Origin of the sequence: Bacillus stercoris (genome assembly GCF_029772985.1) — a bacterium.
Taxonomy (GTDB): domain Bacteria; phylum Bacillota; class Bacilli; order Bacillales; family Bacillaceae; genus Bacillus; species Bacillus stercoris.
The window spans coordinates 1,702,544-1,717,797 of the sequence record NZ_CP121861.1; the positions used below are offsets into that span (position 1 = coordinate 1,702,544).

Annotated in this window: 16 protein-coding genes and 1 pseudogene; 14 read left to right on the top strand and 3 right to left on the bottom strand. The window is 43.7% G+C overall.

Translation table 11 applies throughout. The annotated features are described in order from the left end of the window. Positions 1-10 precede the first annotated feature (10 nt). Complete coding sequence (gene rsfS / locus QA442_RS08870; protein ID WP_014664671.1) at positions 11-367, top strand: ribosome silencing factor; 357 nt, start codon at positions 11-13, stop codon at positions 365-367. After that, positions 364-1,107 (top strand): class I SAM-dependent DNA methyltransferase, encoded by a 744-nt coding sequence (locus QA442_RS08875; RefSeq protein ID WP_095431724.1) that lies wholly within the window; start codon positions 364-366, stop codon positions 1,105-1,107. The genes rsfS and QA442_RS08875 overlap by 4 nt, the downstream gene beginning before the upstream one ends. A 65-nt stretch (positions 1,108-1,172) precedes the next feature. On the opposite strand, the gene comER is transcribed toward QA442_RS08875, so the two are convergent. Beyond that, positions 1,173-1,994, bottom strand: a complete 822-nt coding sequence (gene comER, locus QA442_RS08880) for a late competence protein ComER (protein WP_095431723.1) — start codon at positions 1,992-1,994, stop codon at positions 1,173-1,175. A gap of 83 nt (positions 1,995-2,077) precedes the next feature. Between comER and QA442_RS08885 the strand changes: the two genes are divergently transcribed. The 3 genes and pseudogenes from QA442_RS08885 to QA442_RS08895 all read left to right on the top strand — a co-directional run bounded on the left by QA442_RS08885 (position 2,078) and on the right by QA442_RS08895 (position 5,665). Beyond that, the gene (locus tag QA442_RS08885; protein ID WP_095431722.1) at positions 2,078-2,695 is read left to right on the top strand and encodes a helix-hairpin-helix domain-containing protein; all 618 of its coding nucleotides are present in this window, start codon (positions 2,078-2,080) and stop codon (positions 2,693-2,695) included. 66 nt (positions 2,696-2,761) lie between these two features. Continuing rightward, positions 2,762-3,331 (top strand): annotated as a pseudogene (locus QA442_RS08890) (ComE operon protein 2). Positions 3,332-3,334: 3 nt separating this feature from the next. Further along, positions 3,335-5,665, top strand: a complete 2,331-nt coding sequence (locus tag QA442_RS08895) for a DNA internalization-related competence protein ComEC/Rec2 (protein ID WP_095431721.1) — start codon at positions 3,335-3,337, stop codon at positions 5,663-5,665. A 40-nt stretch (positions 5,666-5,705) separates the two neighbouring features. Here the strand turns inward: QA442_RS08895 and QA442_RS08900 are convergent, their stop codons facing one another. Continuing rightward, complete coding sequence (locus tag QA442_RS08900; protein WP_003229983.1) at positions 5,706-5,840, bottom strand: YqzM family protein; 135 nt, start codon at positions 5,838-5,840, stop codon at positions 5,706-5,708. A 76-nt stretch (positions 5,841-5,916) separates the two neighbouring features. Between QA442_RS08900 and QA442_RS08905 the strand changes: the two genes are divergently transcribed. Together QA442_RS08905 and holA are read left to right on the top strand one after the other, a co-directional pair. Then, positions 5,917-6,030 (top strand): hypothetical protein, encoded by a 114-nt coding sequence (locus QA442_RS08905; RefSeq protein ID WP_134975484.1) that lies wholly within the window; start codon positions 5,917-5,919, stop codon positions 6,028-6,030. 39 nt (positions 6,031-6,069) lie between these two features. Further along, entirely contained in the window at positions 6,070-7,113 is a 1,044-nt protein-coding gene (gene holA / locus QA442_RS08910) for a DNA polymerase III subunit delta (RefSeq protein ID WP_095431720.1), read from the top strand. A 14-nt stretch (positions 7,114-7,127) separates the two neighbouring features. Here holA and rpsT read toward each other — a convergent pair whose 3' ends face one another. Continuing rightward, positions 7,128-7,394, bottom strand: a complete 267-nt coding sequence (gene rpsT / locus QA442_RS08915; RefSeq protein WP_003229989.1) for a 30S ribosomal protein S20 — start codon at positions 7,392-7,394, stop codon at positions 7,128-7,130. A 203-nt stretch (positions 7,395-7,597) separates the two neighbouring features. Between rpsT and gpr the strand changes: the two genes are divergently transcribed. The 7 genes from gpr to grpE all read left to right on the top strand — a co-directional run bounded on the left by gpr (position 7,598) and on the right by grpE (position 15,238). Beyond that, a complete protein-coding gene (gpr, locus tag QA442_RS08920; protein WP_069839518.1) occupies positions 7,598-8,704 on the top strand; it encodes a GPR endopeptidase in 1,107 nt (368 codons plus the stop codon). Between the two features lie 62 nt (positions 8,705-8,766). Next, complete coding sequence (gene spoIIP, locus QA442_RS08925; RefSeq protein ID WP_040082576.1) at positions 8,767-9,972, top strand: spore autolysin SpoIIP; 1,206 nt, start codon at positions 8,767-8,769, stop codon at positions 9,970-9,972. A gap of 16 nt (positions 9,973-9,988) precedes the next feature. Beyond that, entirely contained in the window at positions 9,989-10,327 is a 339-nt protein-coding gene (locus QA442_RS08930) for a YqxA family protein (protein ID WP_014664663.1), read from the top strand. Positions 10,328-10,460: 133 nt separating this feature from the next. Then, a complete protein-coding gene (lepA, locus tag QA442_RS08935) occupies positions 10,461-12,296 on the top strand; it encodes a translation elongation factor 4 (protein WP_014664662.1) in 1,836 nt (611 codons plus the stop codon). A 55-nt stretch (positions 12,297-12,351) separates the two neighbouring features. Then, positions 12,352-13,491, top strand: a complete 1,140-nt coding sequence (gene hemW / locus QA442_RS08940) for a radical SAM family heme chaperone HemW (protein WP_095431719.1) — start codon at positions 12,352-12,354, stop codon at positions 13,489-13,491. An 80-nt stretch (positions 13,492-13,571) separates the two neighbouring features. Further along, positions 13,572-14,603 (top strand): heat-inducible transcriptional repressor HrcA, encoded by a 1,032-nt coding sequence (gene hrcA / locus QA442_RS08945; RefSeq protein WP_003226167.1) that lies wholly within the window; start codon positions 13,572-13,574, stop codon positions 14,601-14,603. Between the two features lie 71 nt (positions 14,604-14,674). Then, positions 14,675-15,238 carry a nucleotide exchange factor GrpE gene (grpE, locus tag QA442_RS08950; RefSeq protein ID WP_095431718.1) on the top strand — a complete coding sequence of 188 codons (564 nt, stop codon included), beginning with the start codon at positions 14,675-14,677 and terminating at the stop codon, positions 15,236-15,238. Positions 15,239-15,254: the final 16 nt, after the last annotated feature.

Here is a 15,254-nt window from a genome sequence, read left to right on the forward strand (position 1 = left end):
GAATTTGTGAATGAACCAAAAGGCCATTTTAAAGCTCGCAGCTGCGGCATGCGATGATAAACGGGCAGAGGATATTTTAGCACTGGATATGGAAGGCATTTCTCTAGTTGCTGATTATTTTTTGATCTGCCACGGAAATTCAGATAAACAAGTGCAGGCGATTGCCCGTGAAATCAAGGATCAGGCTGATGAAAACGGCATTCAAGTCAAAAAGATGGAAGGCTTTGATGAAGCAAGATGGGTGCTCGTTGACCTTGGCGATGTGATTGTTCATGTCTTCCACAAGGACGAAAGAAGCTACTATAACCTTGAAAAGCTGTGGGGAGACGCTCCGCTCGCAGATCTTGACCTTGGAATGAACCAATGATTTATCAAGGCTTTGCAAGCGTGTATGACGAGTTGATGTCACACGCGCCTTATGATCAATGGACAAAATGGATTGATGCATCTCTCCCGGAAAAAGGCCGTGTTCTTGATCTTGCATGCGGCACGGGAGAAATCTCCATCCGGCTTGCCGAAAAAGGTTTCGAGGTTACAGGCATCGATCTCAGCGAGGAGATGCTTTCCTTCGCCCAGCAAAAGGTATCTAGTAGCCAGCCTATTCTATTTCTTCAGCAGGATATGAGAGAGATTTCCGGCTTTGACGGTCAGTTTGATGCTGTTGCGATATGCTGTGACTCATTAAATTATTTAAAAACAAAAAATGATGTAATCCAAACCTTTAAAAGTGTGTTTCGGGTGTTAAAGCCTGGAGGCATTTTGCTGTTTGATGTTCATTCATCTTATAAAATTGCGGAAGCTTTTCCGGATAGCACATTTGCTGACCAAGACGAAGATATCAGCTATATTTGGCAGAGCTTTGCCGGAAGTGAAGAGCTTTCTGTCATTCATGATATGTCGTTTTTTGTTTGGAACGGAGAAGCATATGACCGCTTTGATGAGACACACGAGCAAAGAACGTTCCCAGTGGATGAATACGAAGAAATGCTGAAAAACTGCGGCTTTCAACTCCATCACGTGACAGCTGATTTTACGGATTCGGAGCCATCAGCACAATCAGAACGCCTATTTTTCAAGGCGCAGAAACCAAAAACCATCGTTTCCTAAAACGATGGTTTTTTAAAATGCTTTTTTATGCTTTTGCAGTACAGACAAAAGTATGACATACTCGCCTACACATGAAACTGCTTTTTCACTGCGGAAATATCCTCCTCGTACTTCATATGAGTATTTTGAAATACCCGATGAAACATATCCTGCACACCGCTTTCCAGCGCTTTAATGCCTTCTCCCGTTACGCCGCCTTTAACGCAAACCTTTTCCTGTAATGCAGGCAGGGTATACAATTCGGTTTCTAACAGTTTTCCCATTCCGACAAGCATTTCCTTACACATCAAAATCGCGTCCTGTTTAGACACTGACGTTTCCGAAACAGCTGCATCTATAAACCGTTGAATCAGATAGCTCATAAAAGCGGGGCCGCAGCTTACGATGTCTGATGCAACTCTCGTAATGTCACTTTCAATTTGCAGCGGATGAGAAATATGCTGCATCAGCTCATTGATTTTCGCTTTTGCAGATTCGCCGCAGCTTGTGCCAAAAGTGACGAGAGAAACACCTGCCAGCGCCCTGTTCGTAATACTTGGGATCACTCGCGCCACTTGACACGGCACATATTGTTCGAGCTGTTCGGTTTGAACGGGGCTTGTAATTGAAATGAGAATATGATCTTTTCTTAAATAAGGTAACACTCTTGCCAGTAAAGGATATATATCAAGCGGCTTAACACAAATAAAAATCATCTCGTTTTCAGAAACGAGCTTTTCGAGACTTTCGGTAACGTTGATGCTGTTGTAGCGGTTTTTTATGTGCAACGCTTTTTCAATTGTGCGGTTTGTGATTGTCATGTTTGAGGGATCGGCTGCTTTTGATTCAATAAATGATTCTATAAGGATCTTACCCATATTTCCTGTGCCGATAAAGCCTACCTTCAATGGTTTCCCCTCCTTTGAGCTATTATCCTCTAAACCATATGTGTTATGAAAATAAAATATGACGAAAGCGGGGAACATGCACGATGAATTGGTTGAATCAGCATAAGAAAGCAATGATTTTAGCGGCTTCTGTAGCTGTTTTCACAGCAATTATGATCTTTCTAGCCAGCGGGAGAAACAAAGAGCCGGTGAAGCAGGCTGTACCAACTGAGACGGTAAATACGGAGGTAAAGCAGGAAGCAGGCAAAGATGAGTCAAGCGAAGCAATTGTGATAGACATCAAAGGTGCTGTTCAGCATCCTGGCGTTTATGAAATGCGAACAGGGGACAGAGTATCTCAGGCAATTGAGAAAGCAGGCGGAACCAATGAGCAAGCAGATGAAGTGCAAGTGAATTTGGCGGAGATTCTGCAGGACGGGACAGTGGTGTACATCCCGAAAAAAGGGGAGGAAACAGCAGGGCAACAGGGTGCCGGAGGAGCTGTCCAAAGCGGTGGAGGGAAGGGGGAGCTGGTAAATATCAATACAGCCACCGTAGAGGAGTTACAAGGTATCTCAGGGGTTGGGCCATCCAAAGCTGAAGCTATTATTGCATACCGGGAGGAAAATGGGCGTTTCCAGACTATTGAAGATATCACGAAGGTTTCAGGAATAGGCGAAAAGTCATTTGAGAAAATAAAGTCTTCCATTTCAGTAAAGTGATTTGACGGTCATGCATTATGATAGGTAAACTAAAGGTCAGGCAACACAACATTTGGAGGGAACAACGTGGAACGAATATCATGGAATCAATACTTTATGGCTCAAAGCCATTTATTGGCGCTGCGCAGCACCTGTCCGAGATTATCTGTCGGCGCTACTATAGTCAGAGACAAACGCATGATTGCAGGAGGCTATAACGGGTCAATCGCGGCGGCGTGCATTGTGCCGACGAAGGATGCTTAATGATAGATGATCATTGTGCAAGAACGATTCACGCTGAAATGAATGCGATTCTACAATGCTCTAAGTTTGGGGTACCGACTGATGGAGCGGAGATTTATGTGACGCATTATCCGTGCATTCAATGCTGCAAATCTATTATTCAAGCGGGTATCAAAACGGTTTATTATGCTGAGGATTACAAAACAAATCCGTATGCGCAGGAATTATTTGAACAGGCGGGTGTAACTGTTGAACAGGTTGAACTCGATGAAATGATCGTTGATTTGAAAAACAGGGAAAAGCTTTCATTTGTAGCGGGTCTTATAGGGAAATTGGCCGATCTTAGGTTTAGCGGAGGAAGAATTGAAAAAGATACATGAACAGGCGAATACACTTTTCACGAGCTACGTGTGATGAATGCGTAATTCGCGTTTGTTATTGCCTTTGGCGGCAGCTTCGGCAACGGCTGGAATTACTGCCGCCGCTTATTTCCCCGCTACTTTTCTATTCATCCTCTTTCTCCTCATCATTTTAATCAAAACGAGGCACGCTTTTCTCATTATTGTTTGTTTCTTCTCTTTTATATTGTTTTTTGTACTGTATGCAGTCACAGATTCTCAGAATGTCTCTTCCTATCGGCAGGGAACCTATCATTTCAAGGCAGTGATTGACACTATTCCCAAAATTGACGGCGACCGTATGTCTATGATCGTTAAGACACCTGATAAGGAAAAATGGGCTGCTGCGTATCGCATTCAGTCTGCTGATGAAAAAGAAAAGCTGTTATACATAGAATCAGGAATGTCATGTGAGTTGACTGGTACATTGGAAGAACCGAATCACGCAACTGTGCCGGGTGCATTTGATTATAACGAGTATCTTTATCGGCAGCATATTCATTGGAACTACTCTGTCACGTCTATCCAAAATTGCAGCGAACCTGAAAATTTCAAGTACAAGGTGCTCAGCTTGAGAAAACATATCATATCATTCACAAACAGCCTGCTGCCTCCTGATTCGGCAGGAATTGTACAGGCACTTACAGTTGGTGACAGATTTTATGTGGAGGACGAAGTGCTTACCGCGTATCAAAAGCTTGGTGTTGTCCATCTCTTGGCGATTTCAGGGCTCCACGTTGGGATTTTGACAGCGGGATTGTTTTTTATCATGATCCGTGTCGGTATAACAAGAGAAAAGGCGTCAATTCTGTTGCTATTATTTCTGCCGCTCTATGTGATGTTGACCGGCGCTGCTCCTTCAGTGCTTCGCGCCGCTTTAATGTCAGGTGTTTACTTAGCTGGAAATCTCGTCAAATGGCGTGTCCGCTCGGCAACGGCAATCTGTCTCTCATATATCGCCCTTCTGCTCTTCAATCCTTATCATCTCTTTGAAGCCGGTTTTCAGCTATCGTTTGCCGTCAGTTTTTCATTAATTTTTTCCTCTTCTATTTTTCAGCAGGTAAAAACCTCCTTGGGTCAGCTGGCAATTGTATCACTCATCGCCCAGCTCGGATCGCTTCCGATTCTCCTATATCATTTTCATCAGTTTTCAATCATCAGCATACCGATGAATATGCTGTTGGTTCCATTTTATACGTTCTGTATTTTGCCGGGGGCTGTAGCAGGTGTTCTTCTATTAAGTCTTTCCGCTTCATTTGGCAGATTGTTTTTCAGTTGGTTTGATTTCTTGATGAGCTGGACCAATAAGCTGATCACAAAAATCGCAGATATTGATGTGTTCACGCTTATCATCGCACGTCCCGCGCCTGTTCTTCTCTTTTTATTCACAGTGACGATCATCCTATTGCTGATGTCGATTGAAAAACGCTCCTTTTCTCAGTTGATGGTAACCAGCGGCATTTGCTGCTCGGTGCTGTTTCTTCTCTTTGCATCTCCGCGTCTTAGTCCCGAAGGAGAAGTGGACATGATTGATATTGGGCAGGGCGACAGCATGTATGTAGGTGCTCCGCATCAGCGGGGACATGTCTTAATCGATACTGGCGGCACTTTGTCTTACTCGTCAGAGTCTTGGCGTGAAAAACAACATCCGTTTTCACTGGGGGAAAAGGTGCTGATTCCGTTTTTAACTGCTAAGGGAATCAACCAGCTTGATGCTTTAATTCTGACGCACGCTGACCAAGATCATATCGGAGAGGCGGAGACCTTGCTGAAGCACCACAAAGTAAAGCGCCTCGTGATTCCGAAAGGGTTCGTTTCTGAACCTAAAGATGAAAAAGTGCTGCAGGCAGCCAAAGAAGAGGGAGTGGCAATTGAAGAGGTGAAGCGAGGCGACGTGTTGCAAATAAAGGATTTGCAGTTCCATGTACTGTCGCCTGAAGCACCTGATCCGGCAAGCAAAAATAATTCATCTCTCGTTCTGTGGATGGAAATGGGCGGTATGAGCTGGATCTTGACGGGTGATCTGGAGAAAGAAGGGGAACAAGAGGTGATGAACGTGTTTCCGAATATAAAAGCAGATGTGTTAAAGGTGGGGCATCATGGGAGCAAAGGCTCTACCGGTGAAGAATTCATCAAACAGCTTCAGCCGAAAACGGCCATTATCTCAGCCGGGAAAAACAATCGGTATCACCATCCTCATCAAGAAGTTCTGCAGATATTACAGAGACATTCTATCCGTGTGCTGCGTACAGATCAAAACGGAACGATCCAATATAGATATCAAAACAGAGTTGGAACCTTTTCTGTCTATCCTCCATATGATACATCAGATATAACAGAGACGAACTAAAAAAAGACTGCCGAGAAATCAGCAGCCCGGGCAGTCGCTGTTATGAACCAACCAGGTGAATAACCGTTGCCATGACAAACAAGAAGGCGAAAAATCCGAAGGACACAACAAAACCAACAGCTGAGTCTACAGCATCATTTCGTTTGCTTTGAACGTTTTTTTCAAAATCATTCAACTTTATCCCTCCTGACTGATTTAAGTATAATCGAATCGTTTTGAAAAATCTAGAAGCTTAGGTAACGTTTTCTGTTCTGGTGATTATCGCCTTTTTACAAGCTGTCCCGGGGGCTTGCGAACAGGCGTTTAATATAAATGGGGAAGCAGCAGTCAGGCTTCCTCTTTACTATTTTGTAAACTCAATTTAGGATAGAAGGGGATGATGAAAGAGAGGAAGTCGTACAACAATGGTATTTGATGTGTGGAAAAGCCTGAAAAAAGGAGATGTCCATCCGGTTTATTGCTTATACGGAAAAGAGACATATCTGTTGCAGGAAACCGTCAGCAGGATCAGACAGACGGTCGTTGATCAGGAGACAAAGGATTTCAATCTATCCGTTTTTGATCTGGAAGAGGACCCGCTGGATCAAGCAATTGCAGATGCTGAAACGTTTCCGTTTATGGGAGAGCGGCGTCTTGTCATTGTGAAAAATCCATATTTTTTAACAGGTGAAAAGAAAAAAGAAAAACTGGAGCACAACATAAGTGCGCTTGAATCGTATATACAATCGCCTGCGCCTTACACAGTTTTTGTCCTGCTTGCTCCGTATGAAAAGCTTGATGAGCGGAAAAAGCTGACGAAAGCGTTAAAAAAGCACGCGTTTATGATGGAGGCGAAGGAATTAAACGCAAAGGAGACAACAGACTTTACTGTCGACCTTGCAAAAACAGAGCAAAAAACAATTGGCACTGAAGCGGCGGAGCATTTGGTTCTGCTTGTGAATGGACATCTGTCATCAATTTTTCAGGAGATTCAAAAGCTCTGCACGTTTATTGGAGATCGTGAAGAAATTACGCTGGATGATGTGAAAATGCTTGTTGCTAGAAGCCTTGAACAAAATATTTTTGAGCTGATCAATAAAATCGTCAACCGAAAACGAACTGAGAGTCTGCAAATTTTTTATGATTTGCTTAAACAAAGTGAAGAACCGATCAAGATCATGGCGCTTATTTCGAACCAGTTCCGGCTGATTCTGCAGACAAAGTACTTTGCGGAACAGGGGTACGGACAAAAACAAATCGCTTCTAATCTAAAAGTTCACCCATTTCGGGTAAAGCTGGCGATGGATCAAGCGAGGCTTTTTTCAGAGGAGGAGCTCCGTTCTATCATTGAGCAGCTTGCCGTCATGGACTATGAGATGAAAACCGGTAAAAAGGACAAGCAGCTCCTGCTCGAACTGTTCCTTTTACAGCTGTTAAAAAGAAATGAAAAAAACGATCCCCATTATTGAGGATCGTTTTTATATTATGCAGAAAGTCCGTTCACTTTTTTCGCTAGTCTTGATTTGTATCGAGCTGCGGTATTTTTGTGTACAAGACCTGTTTTCACTGCTTTATCAATACGTTTAGCTGCTTCAGTAAGAGCAGTTTTCGCTTTGTCAGCTTCGTTGTTGGCAACAGAAGCTTCAACTTGTTTGATTGCAGTACGCATAGCAGATTTGATTGTCGCGTTATGAACGCGGCGTTCGTTGTTTGTTTTTGTACGTTTAATCGCTGATTTAATGTTTGGCATGTGTTTCACCTCCTAAGATACAACCTGTAGCACAGTGTCTTAAGGTTAAATCTTCTTCACAATAGAACAAATTGTATTCTATCAAACACATCTTTAGATTGCAATATAAATGTAAAGTATTTTTCATTGAAGGCTCTCTTTTTAGCATGATTCATTCAGCAAATGGCAACAATATAGGTACTTAATGTGAAGGAGGCCCCTGTATGAAAAAGAGTGAGCTGGATGTGAATCAGTATTTGATACGTACCGATTTGGCAGTGGAAACGAAGGAAGCAATGGCCAATCAGCAGGCTGTGCCGACAAAAGAAATTAAAGGATTTATTGAAAAAGAGCGTGATCACGGCGGCATTAAAATCCGCACAGTTGATGTTACAAAGGAAGGCGCGGAGCTTTCGGGAAAAAAAGAAGGGCGCTATTTAACGCTTGAGGCACAGGGAATCAGGGAGAATGATTCGGAAATGCAGGAAAAGGTCTCTGCTGTCTTTGCAGAGGAATTCTCGGCTTTTCTTGAAAACCTTAATATCTCAAAAGATGCGAGCTGTTTGATCGTTGGACTCGGCAACTGGAACGTGACACCTGACGCGCTTGGACCGATGGCTGTAGAAAATCTGTTGGTAACAAGGCACTTATTTAAGCTTCAGCCGGAAAACGTACAGGAAGGGTATAGGCCTGTCAGTGCATTTGCACCGGGTGTCATGGGGATTACAGGAATCGAGACAAGCGACATTATTAAAGGTGTGATTGAGCAATCGAAGCCTGATTTTGTCATTGCTATTGACGCATTGGCGGCACGGGCGGTGGAAAGGGTCAACACAACCATTCAGATATCGGATACAGGCATTCACCCAGGATCTGGGGTGGGGAATAAACGAAAAGATTTAAGCAAAGACACACTTGGTGTTCCGGTGATTGCTATCGGTGTTCCGACAGTAGTTGATGCCGTGACAATTGCCAGCGACACGGTGGACTACATATTAAAACATTTTGGCAGAGAAATGAAGGATAACAGTCCGTCAAGATCACTTGTTCCAGCTGGCATGACGTTTGGGAAAAAGAAAGTGCTTACTGAAGAAGATCTTCCAGATGAAAAGCAGCGCCAATCGTTTCTGGGTATTGTCGGAACCCTTCATGAAGATGAAAAACGGCAGCTTATTCACGAGGTGCTTTCGCCTTTAGGGCACAACTTAATGGTTACGCCGAAGGAAGTCGATTCATTTATCGATGATATGGCAAATGTTTTGGCGAACGGATTAAACACAGCGCTTCATGAAAAAGTATCACAAGAAAACAAAGGCTCCTACAATCACTAAACAGTTCTACTTCCTCTAGCTTGTTCATAGAGTAATTACTAGACAAGCGCTGGAGGGATTCAATGAGAAATAAACGCAGAAACAGACAAATTGTTGTTGCGGTAAATGGCGGGAAAGCGGTAAAAGCCATCTTTCTATTTATCGTAAGCCTTATCGTGATTTTTGTTCTATCCGGTGTGCTGACGTCTCTCCGGCCGGAACTCAGGCCGTCGTCCGACTCTTTTTATGGGATTGCTGAAGAATTGCCGGGTGACGTGTTTGCACACTTGCTGCGGATGGAAAACCATTATTTTGCTTCTGACCTTTCTGAAACCGACAGCTCATTTCATCTTTCGCGTCTATCTTTAAAGCTGGCGACGAGCATTAACCTCGAAGATCCGCGGAGCTTTCTCGGCCGGGAGCTGCCGGGGTTTGCACAATTTGATACCGAGATTCTGTTAGCTGGACAAGGCACGGATTATACGAATATGCCTGCGGAATCGCCGCCGCCGTCTAAGGTGATGGAAGAAGAAAGAGAAGCGAATTTAGCAGAGATTGAAAAACAGCAGACGCAATCAGACAATGGGCAAAAAGATCCGCCGAAACAAACAACAGGTGACAAAAAGGTCGTGTTTATCTATCATACGCACAATACGGAATCATATCTCCCTCTATTAAAAGGCGAGACTAATCCTGATATGGCGCGCCATTCTAAAGCCAACGTCACGCTTGTAGGAGATATGTTCGGAAAAGCGCTTGAATCCCAAGGTATCGGAGCCACAGTGAATAAAACCGATATACAGTCGAAATTGAATAAAAAAGGCTTAAACTATGCAAGGTCTTATGATGAATCAAGACCGGTCGTGAAAGACGCTCTCACTACAAATAAAAATCTGCAATATATCATTGATATCCACAGAGACTCACGACGCAAAAAAGACACGACCGCAACGATTAAAGGGAAAAGCTATGCCAGGGTATCCTTTGTCGTCGGGAAAAAAAGCAAAAACTTCGAAGAAAACTATAAAATTGCGAGCGAGCTTCATAAACTGATGGAGAAAAAATACCCTGGACTAAGTACAGGTGTCTTTTCCAAAGGTTCGCCAGGCGATAACGGTGTTTACAATCAAGATTTAACCGACAGAGCGCTTTTGCTCGAATTTGGCGGAGTAGATAATAATCTCGAAGAGCTGCAGCGTGCGGCTAACGCGGCAGCGGATGTATTCAGCGAAATGTATTGGGATGCTGAAAAGGTCAACGCGAAGAGCGGTGAGACGAAAAAACAATAAGAAATAGGTGGTTGATTTGATTGCATACTTTGGAAAGTGCTTACTGCTTGTTACAATCATGTTTTTAGGCGTTCTGTTTGGCATGCAGCAGGCAAACAACGGGATGCTGAGTATGAAAGGCTATCATGACCCTTCACTGAAGGGGGCGTTTACGCTCACCGACGGAAAAGGGAATGAAAAAGAAGCCTCGATTCTAGGAGAAACAGTCACAGCAAAAGATTTAGAAGAAAAACAAAAAGAGCTTGAACAGGTGGAAACATTCAATATGTTCTCAAAAGCCGGAAAAGCGCTTTCGGATACCGTAACCAATACTGCCCAGTCAATGTATGAATGGATACGGGATATGAATCAATAGGTATGTGGAAGAGAAAAGCAGCCCAGATATGACGGGGACCTTTTCTCTTTCTTGTTTTACATTGAATCTTTACAATCCTATTGATATAATCTAAGCTAGTGTATTTTGCGTTTAATAGTAGGAGTGATAGATTGTGACAGATAAAGAAAAGCGTTTAGAGAGGCAGTCGAGAATACGGAATTTCTCTATCATTGCCCATATTGACCACGGAAAATCGACCTTAGCGGATCGTATTTTAGAAAAAACGTCGGCAATCACTCAACGAGAAATGAAAGAACAATTGCTCGATTCTATGGATCTTGAACGTGAGCGGGGCATAACCATTAAGTTAAACTCTGTTCAGCTTAAATATAAAGCAAAAGACGGAGAGGAATATATTTTTCATCTGATCGACACGCCGGGACACGTCGACTTCACGTATGAAGTATCCCGAAGCCTTGCTGCCTGCGAGGGAGCGATTCTAGTCGTGGATGCAGCCCAGGGGATTGAAGCGCAGACGCTCGCCAATGTCTACTTAGCGCTTGACAACGATCTTGAAATCCTTCCGGTCATCAATAAAATCGACCTTCCGAGCGCCGAACCGGAACGCGTACGCCAAGAGGTAGAAGACGTTATCGGCCTTGATGCGTCAGAAGCCGTGCTTGCTTCCGCAAAAGCAGGAATCGGGATTGAGGAGATTTTAGAGCAAATCGTAGAAAAGGTGCCCGCTCCGACCGGAGATCCAGAGGCACCGCTAAAAGCGCTGATTTTCGACTCGCTTTATGACGCCTACCGCGGTGTCGTGGCGTATATCAGAGTTGTAGAAGGAACGGTAAAGCCGGGTCAAAAAATCAAAATGATGGCAACCGGCAAAGAATTCGAAGTAACAGAGGTTGGCGTGTTCACGCCGAAAGCGACTCCGACAAATGAACTGACTGTCGGTGATGTAGGCTTCCTGACTGCCTCAATTAAAAATGTCGGTGACACACGTGTCGGTGATACGATAACGAGCGCTGCCAATCCTGCAGAAGAAGCGCTGCCGGGATACCGCAAGCTAAACCCGATGGTGTACTGTGGTTTGTATCCGATTGATACAGCGAAGTACAATGACTTAAGGGAGGCCCTTGAAAAGCTTGAGCTGAATGATTCCTCCCTTCAATATGAAGCGGAAACTTCGCAAGCGCTTGGATTCGGGTTCCGCTGCGGATTTTTAGGCATGCTCCACATGGAGATCATTCAGGAGCGTATTGAGCGTGAGTTCAATATCGACCTGATTACGACAGCGCCAAGTGTTATCTATGACGTGTATATGACAGACGGCGAAAAGGTCGTTGTCGACAACCCTTCCAACATGCCGGACCCTCAAAAGATCGAACGGGTTGAGGAGCCATACGTAAAAGCGACGATGATGGTGCCGAATGACTATGTCGGCGCTGTAATGGAGCTTTGCCAAGGAAAACGCGGCAATTTCATTGATATGCAGTATTTAGACGCAAACCGTGTCAGCATCATTTATGATATGCCATTAGCGGAAATCGTATATGAGTTTTTTGACCAGCTTAAATCAAGCACTAAAGGCTATGCGTCCTTTGATTATGAACTGATCGGCTACAAACCGTCTAAACTTGTCAAGATGGACATTATGCTGAACGGAGAAAAAATCGACGCCCTTTCCTTTATCGTGCATCGCGATTACGCGTACGAACGCGGAAAAGTAATTGTAGAAAAACTGAAAGAGCTCATTCCGCGCCAGCACTTTGAAGTACCGATTCAAGCGGCGATCGGCCAGAAAATCGTGGCCCGCTCTACCATAAAAGCAATGCGTAAAAACGTATTGGCTAAATGTTACGGAGGGGACATCTCGCGGAAACGAAAGCTTCTTGAAAAACAAAAAGAAGGAAAACGCCGAATGAAGCAGGTCGGCTCAGTTGAAGTGCCGCAAGAAGCATTTATGGCGGTCCTGAAAATGGACGACAGTCCGAAAAAATAATAGAAGCCGCCGCAGTCCTGTACTGCGGCTTCTTTCTGTAAAGAAGGTGAATCCGTTGAAATCAGCTTATATCCATATTCCATTTTGTGAGCATATTTGCCACTACTGCGATTTCAATAAATATTTTATTCAAAGTCAGCCTGTCGACGAGTATTTAAACGCACTCGAACAGGAAATGATAAATACATTAGCAAAAACTGGGCAGCCAGACCTCAAAACGATCTTTATCGGAGGAGGCACGCCGACCTCCTTGTCTGAGGAACAGCTCAAAAAGCTGATGGACATGGTCAATCGCGTGCTGATGCCATCAAGCGACTTATCGGAATTTGCGGTAGAAGCGAATCCGGACGACTTGTCCGCAGAGAAATTAAAGATATTAAAAGAAGCAGGCGTAAACCGCCTCAGCTTTGGTGTTCAAACATTCGAAGACGATCTGTTAGAAAAAATCGGCCGAGTGCATAAGCAAAAAGATGTATTCGCCTCTTTTGAAAGAGCGCGGGAAATCGGTTTTGAGAATATCAGTCTTGATCTAATGTTCGGGCTCCCGGGGCAAACCCTCAAGCATCTGGAACATTCCATAAACACTGCTTTATCACTGGATGCCGAGCATTATTCCGTATACTCCCTTATTGTAGAACCGAAAACGGTATTTTATAATTTGATGCAAAAAGGGCGGCTTCATCTTCCGCCGCAGGAGCAGGAAGCTGAAATGTATGAGATGGTGATGAGCCGGATGGAAGCTCACGATATTCATCAATATGAAATCAGCAACTTTGCTAAGGCGGGCATGGAATCCAAGCACAATCTGACGTATTGGAGCAACGAACAATATTTTGGTTTCGGAGCAGGGGCCCACGGATATATCGGCGGCACACGAACAGTGAACGTCGGACCTGTTAAGCATTACATTGACCTGATTGCTGAAAAGGGTTTTCCGTACAGAGATACACATGAAGTGATAACAGAAGAACAGATTGAGGAAGAAATGTTTTTAGGTTTGAGAAAAACAGCCGGAGTCAGCAAAAAACGATTCGCAGAAAAATACGGCCGTTCCCTGGATGGACTTTTCCCAAACGTATTAAAAGACCTTGCTGAAAAAGGGCTGATTCACAATTCGGAGTCTGCCGTTTATTTGACTCATCAAGGGAAATTATTAGGCAATGAAGTTTTTGGCGCTTTTTTGGGTGAGTTATAATTGACATTTTTCTTGTGGTTTGATACTTTTGTTATAGAATTAGCACTCACTTATTGAGAGTGCTAACAGAGGTGATGATGATGTTAACAAATCGTCAGCTGCTGATCCTTCAGGTTATAATCAACGATTTTATTAAATCGGCACAGCCGGTAGGATCGAGAACTCTTTCGAAAAAAGATGAAATCACATTTAGCTCTGCAACAATTAGAAACGAGATGGCTGACTTGGAGGAATTGGGCTTTATTGAAAAAACCCATTCATCCTCAGGGCGTGTTCCGTCAGAAAAAGGGTATCGGTACTATGTTGACCATTTGCTGTCACCCGTTAAACTGACGAAAAGCGACCTGGACCAAATCCACTCGATCTTCAAAGAGAAAATTTTCGAGCTGGAGAAGACAGTTCAAAAATCAGCGCAAATTTTGTCCGATCTGACGAATTACACATCCATCGTACTCGGGCCGAAGCTGAGTGAGAATTACCTTAAACAGATTCAAATCATACCGATTCAGCCTGATATGGCGGTAGCGATTCTCGTTACCAATACGGGGCATGTGGAAAACAAAACGATTAACTTTCCGGCCAAAATGGATCTGTCTGATATTGAAAAACTGGTAAATATACTGAACGACCGTTTAAGCGGCGTTCCAATGGATGAACTGAATGAGCGCATATTTAAGGAAGTTGTCATGTACCTAAGACAGCACATTAAGAACTATGACAATATACTCGATGCGCTTCGTTCAACCTTTCATTCCACAAATCACGTCGAAAAGTTGTTTTTTGGCGGAAAAATCAATATGCTAAATCAGCCTGAGTTCCATGATATTACCCGAGTTCGGTCGCTGCTTTCATTAATTGAGAAGGAACAGGATGTTCTCAAGCTGGTTCAATCCCCGCACACGGGAATTTCGATTAAAATCGGAAAAGAAAACGACTATGAAGAGATGGAAAACTGCAGTCTGATTACGGCATCTTATTCCGTTGACCAGAAACAGATCGGCTCAATTGCGATCATCGGTCCGACCCGCATGAATTATTCCAGGGTTGTCAGCCTGCTTCAGCATGTGACTTCGGACTTGTCAAAAGCATTAACAAATCTGTATGATGAATAAGGGAATTTTGGCAAATTTTATCGAAGGACAGCACCTGTCCTTCTCCTTACACTTTGAGGGAGGTGAACACAATGTCAGAAGAAAAACAAACCGTTGAACAAAACGAAACAGAAGAGCAAGAAATCATTGAAGAACAAGCTGCCGCTGATGAACAGCAGGAAGAAATAAATGAAAGCGAACTTCTTCAAAATCAAATTAACGAATTGCAAGGTTTGCTTGAGGAAAAAGAAAACAAACTTTTGCGTGTTCAAGCAGACTTTGAAAACTATAAACGACGCAGCCGTTTAGAGATGGAAGCGTCCCAAAAATACCGTTCTCAAAATATCGTGACTGATTTGCTGCCGGCTCTTGACAGCTTTGAACGAGCGCTGCAGGTTGAAACCGACAATGAACAGACGAAAAGTTTGCTCCAGGGAATGGAAATGGTCCACCGTCAGCTCGTAGAAGCCTTGAAAAAAGAAGGCGTCGAAGCCATCGAAGCTGTAGGGCAGGAATTTGATCCTAATCTGCACCAAGCCGTTATGCAGGCTGAAGACGAAAATTACGGCTCCAACATTGTTGTTGAGGAAATGCAAAAAGGCTATAAGCTGAAGGATCGCGTCATTCGCCCTTCCATGGTCAAAGTGAATCAATAATTACATAGCAGGAGGT

Bases quoted from the DNA above. Each gene is read 5' to 3' on its own strand.
- rsfS (WP_014664671.1), top strand. From the start codon at position 11: ATGAACCAAAAGGCCATTTTAAAGCTCGCAGCTGCGGCATGCGATGAT.
- QA442_RS08875 (WP_095431724.1), top strand. From the start codon at position 364: ATGATTTATCAAGGCTTTGCAAGCGTGTATGACGAGTTGATGTCACAC.
- QA442_RS08885 (WP_095431722.1), top strand. From the start codon at position 2,078: ATGAATTGGTTGAATCAGCATAAGAAAGCAATGATTTTAGCGGCTTCT.
- QA442_RS08895 (WP_095431721.1), top strand. From the start codon at position 3,335: ATGCGTAATTCGCGTTTGTTATTGCCTTTGGCGGCAGCTTCGGCAACG.
- holA (WP_095431720.1), top strand. From the start codon at position 6,070: ATGGTATTTGATGTGTGGAAAAGCCTGAAAAAAGGAGATGTCCATCCG.
- rpsT (WP_003229989.1), bottom strand. From the start codon at position 7,394: ATGCCAAACATTAAATCAGCGATTAAACGTACAAAAACAAACAACGAA.
- gpr (WP_069839518.1), top strand. From the start codon at position 7,598: ATGAAAAAGAGTGAGCTGGATGTGAATCAGTATTTGATACGTACCGAT.
- spoIIP (WP_040082576.1), top strand. From the start codon at position 8,767: ATGAGAAATAAACGCAGAAACAGACAAATTGTTGTTGCGGTAAATGGC.
- hrcA (WP_003226167.1), top strand. From the start codon at position 13,572: ATGTTAACAAATCGTCAGCTGCTGATCCTTCAGGTTATAATCAACGAT.
- grpE (WP_095431718.1), top strand. From the start codon at position 14,675: ATGTCAGAAGAAAAACAAACCGTTGAACAAAACGAAACAGAAGAGCAA.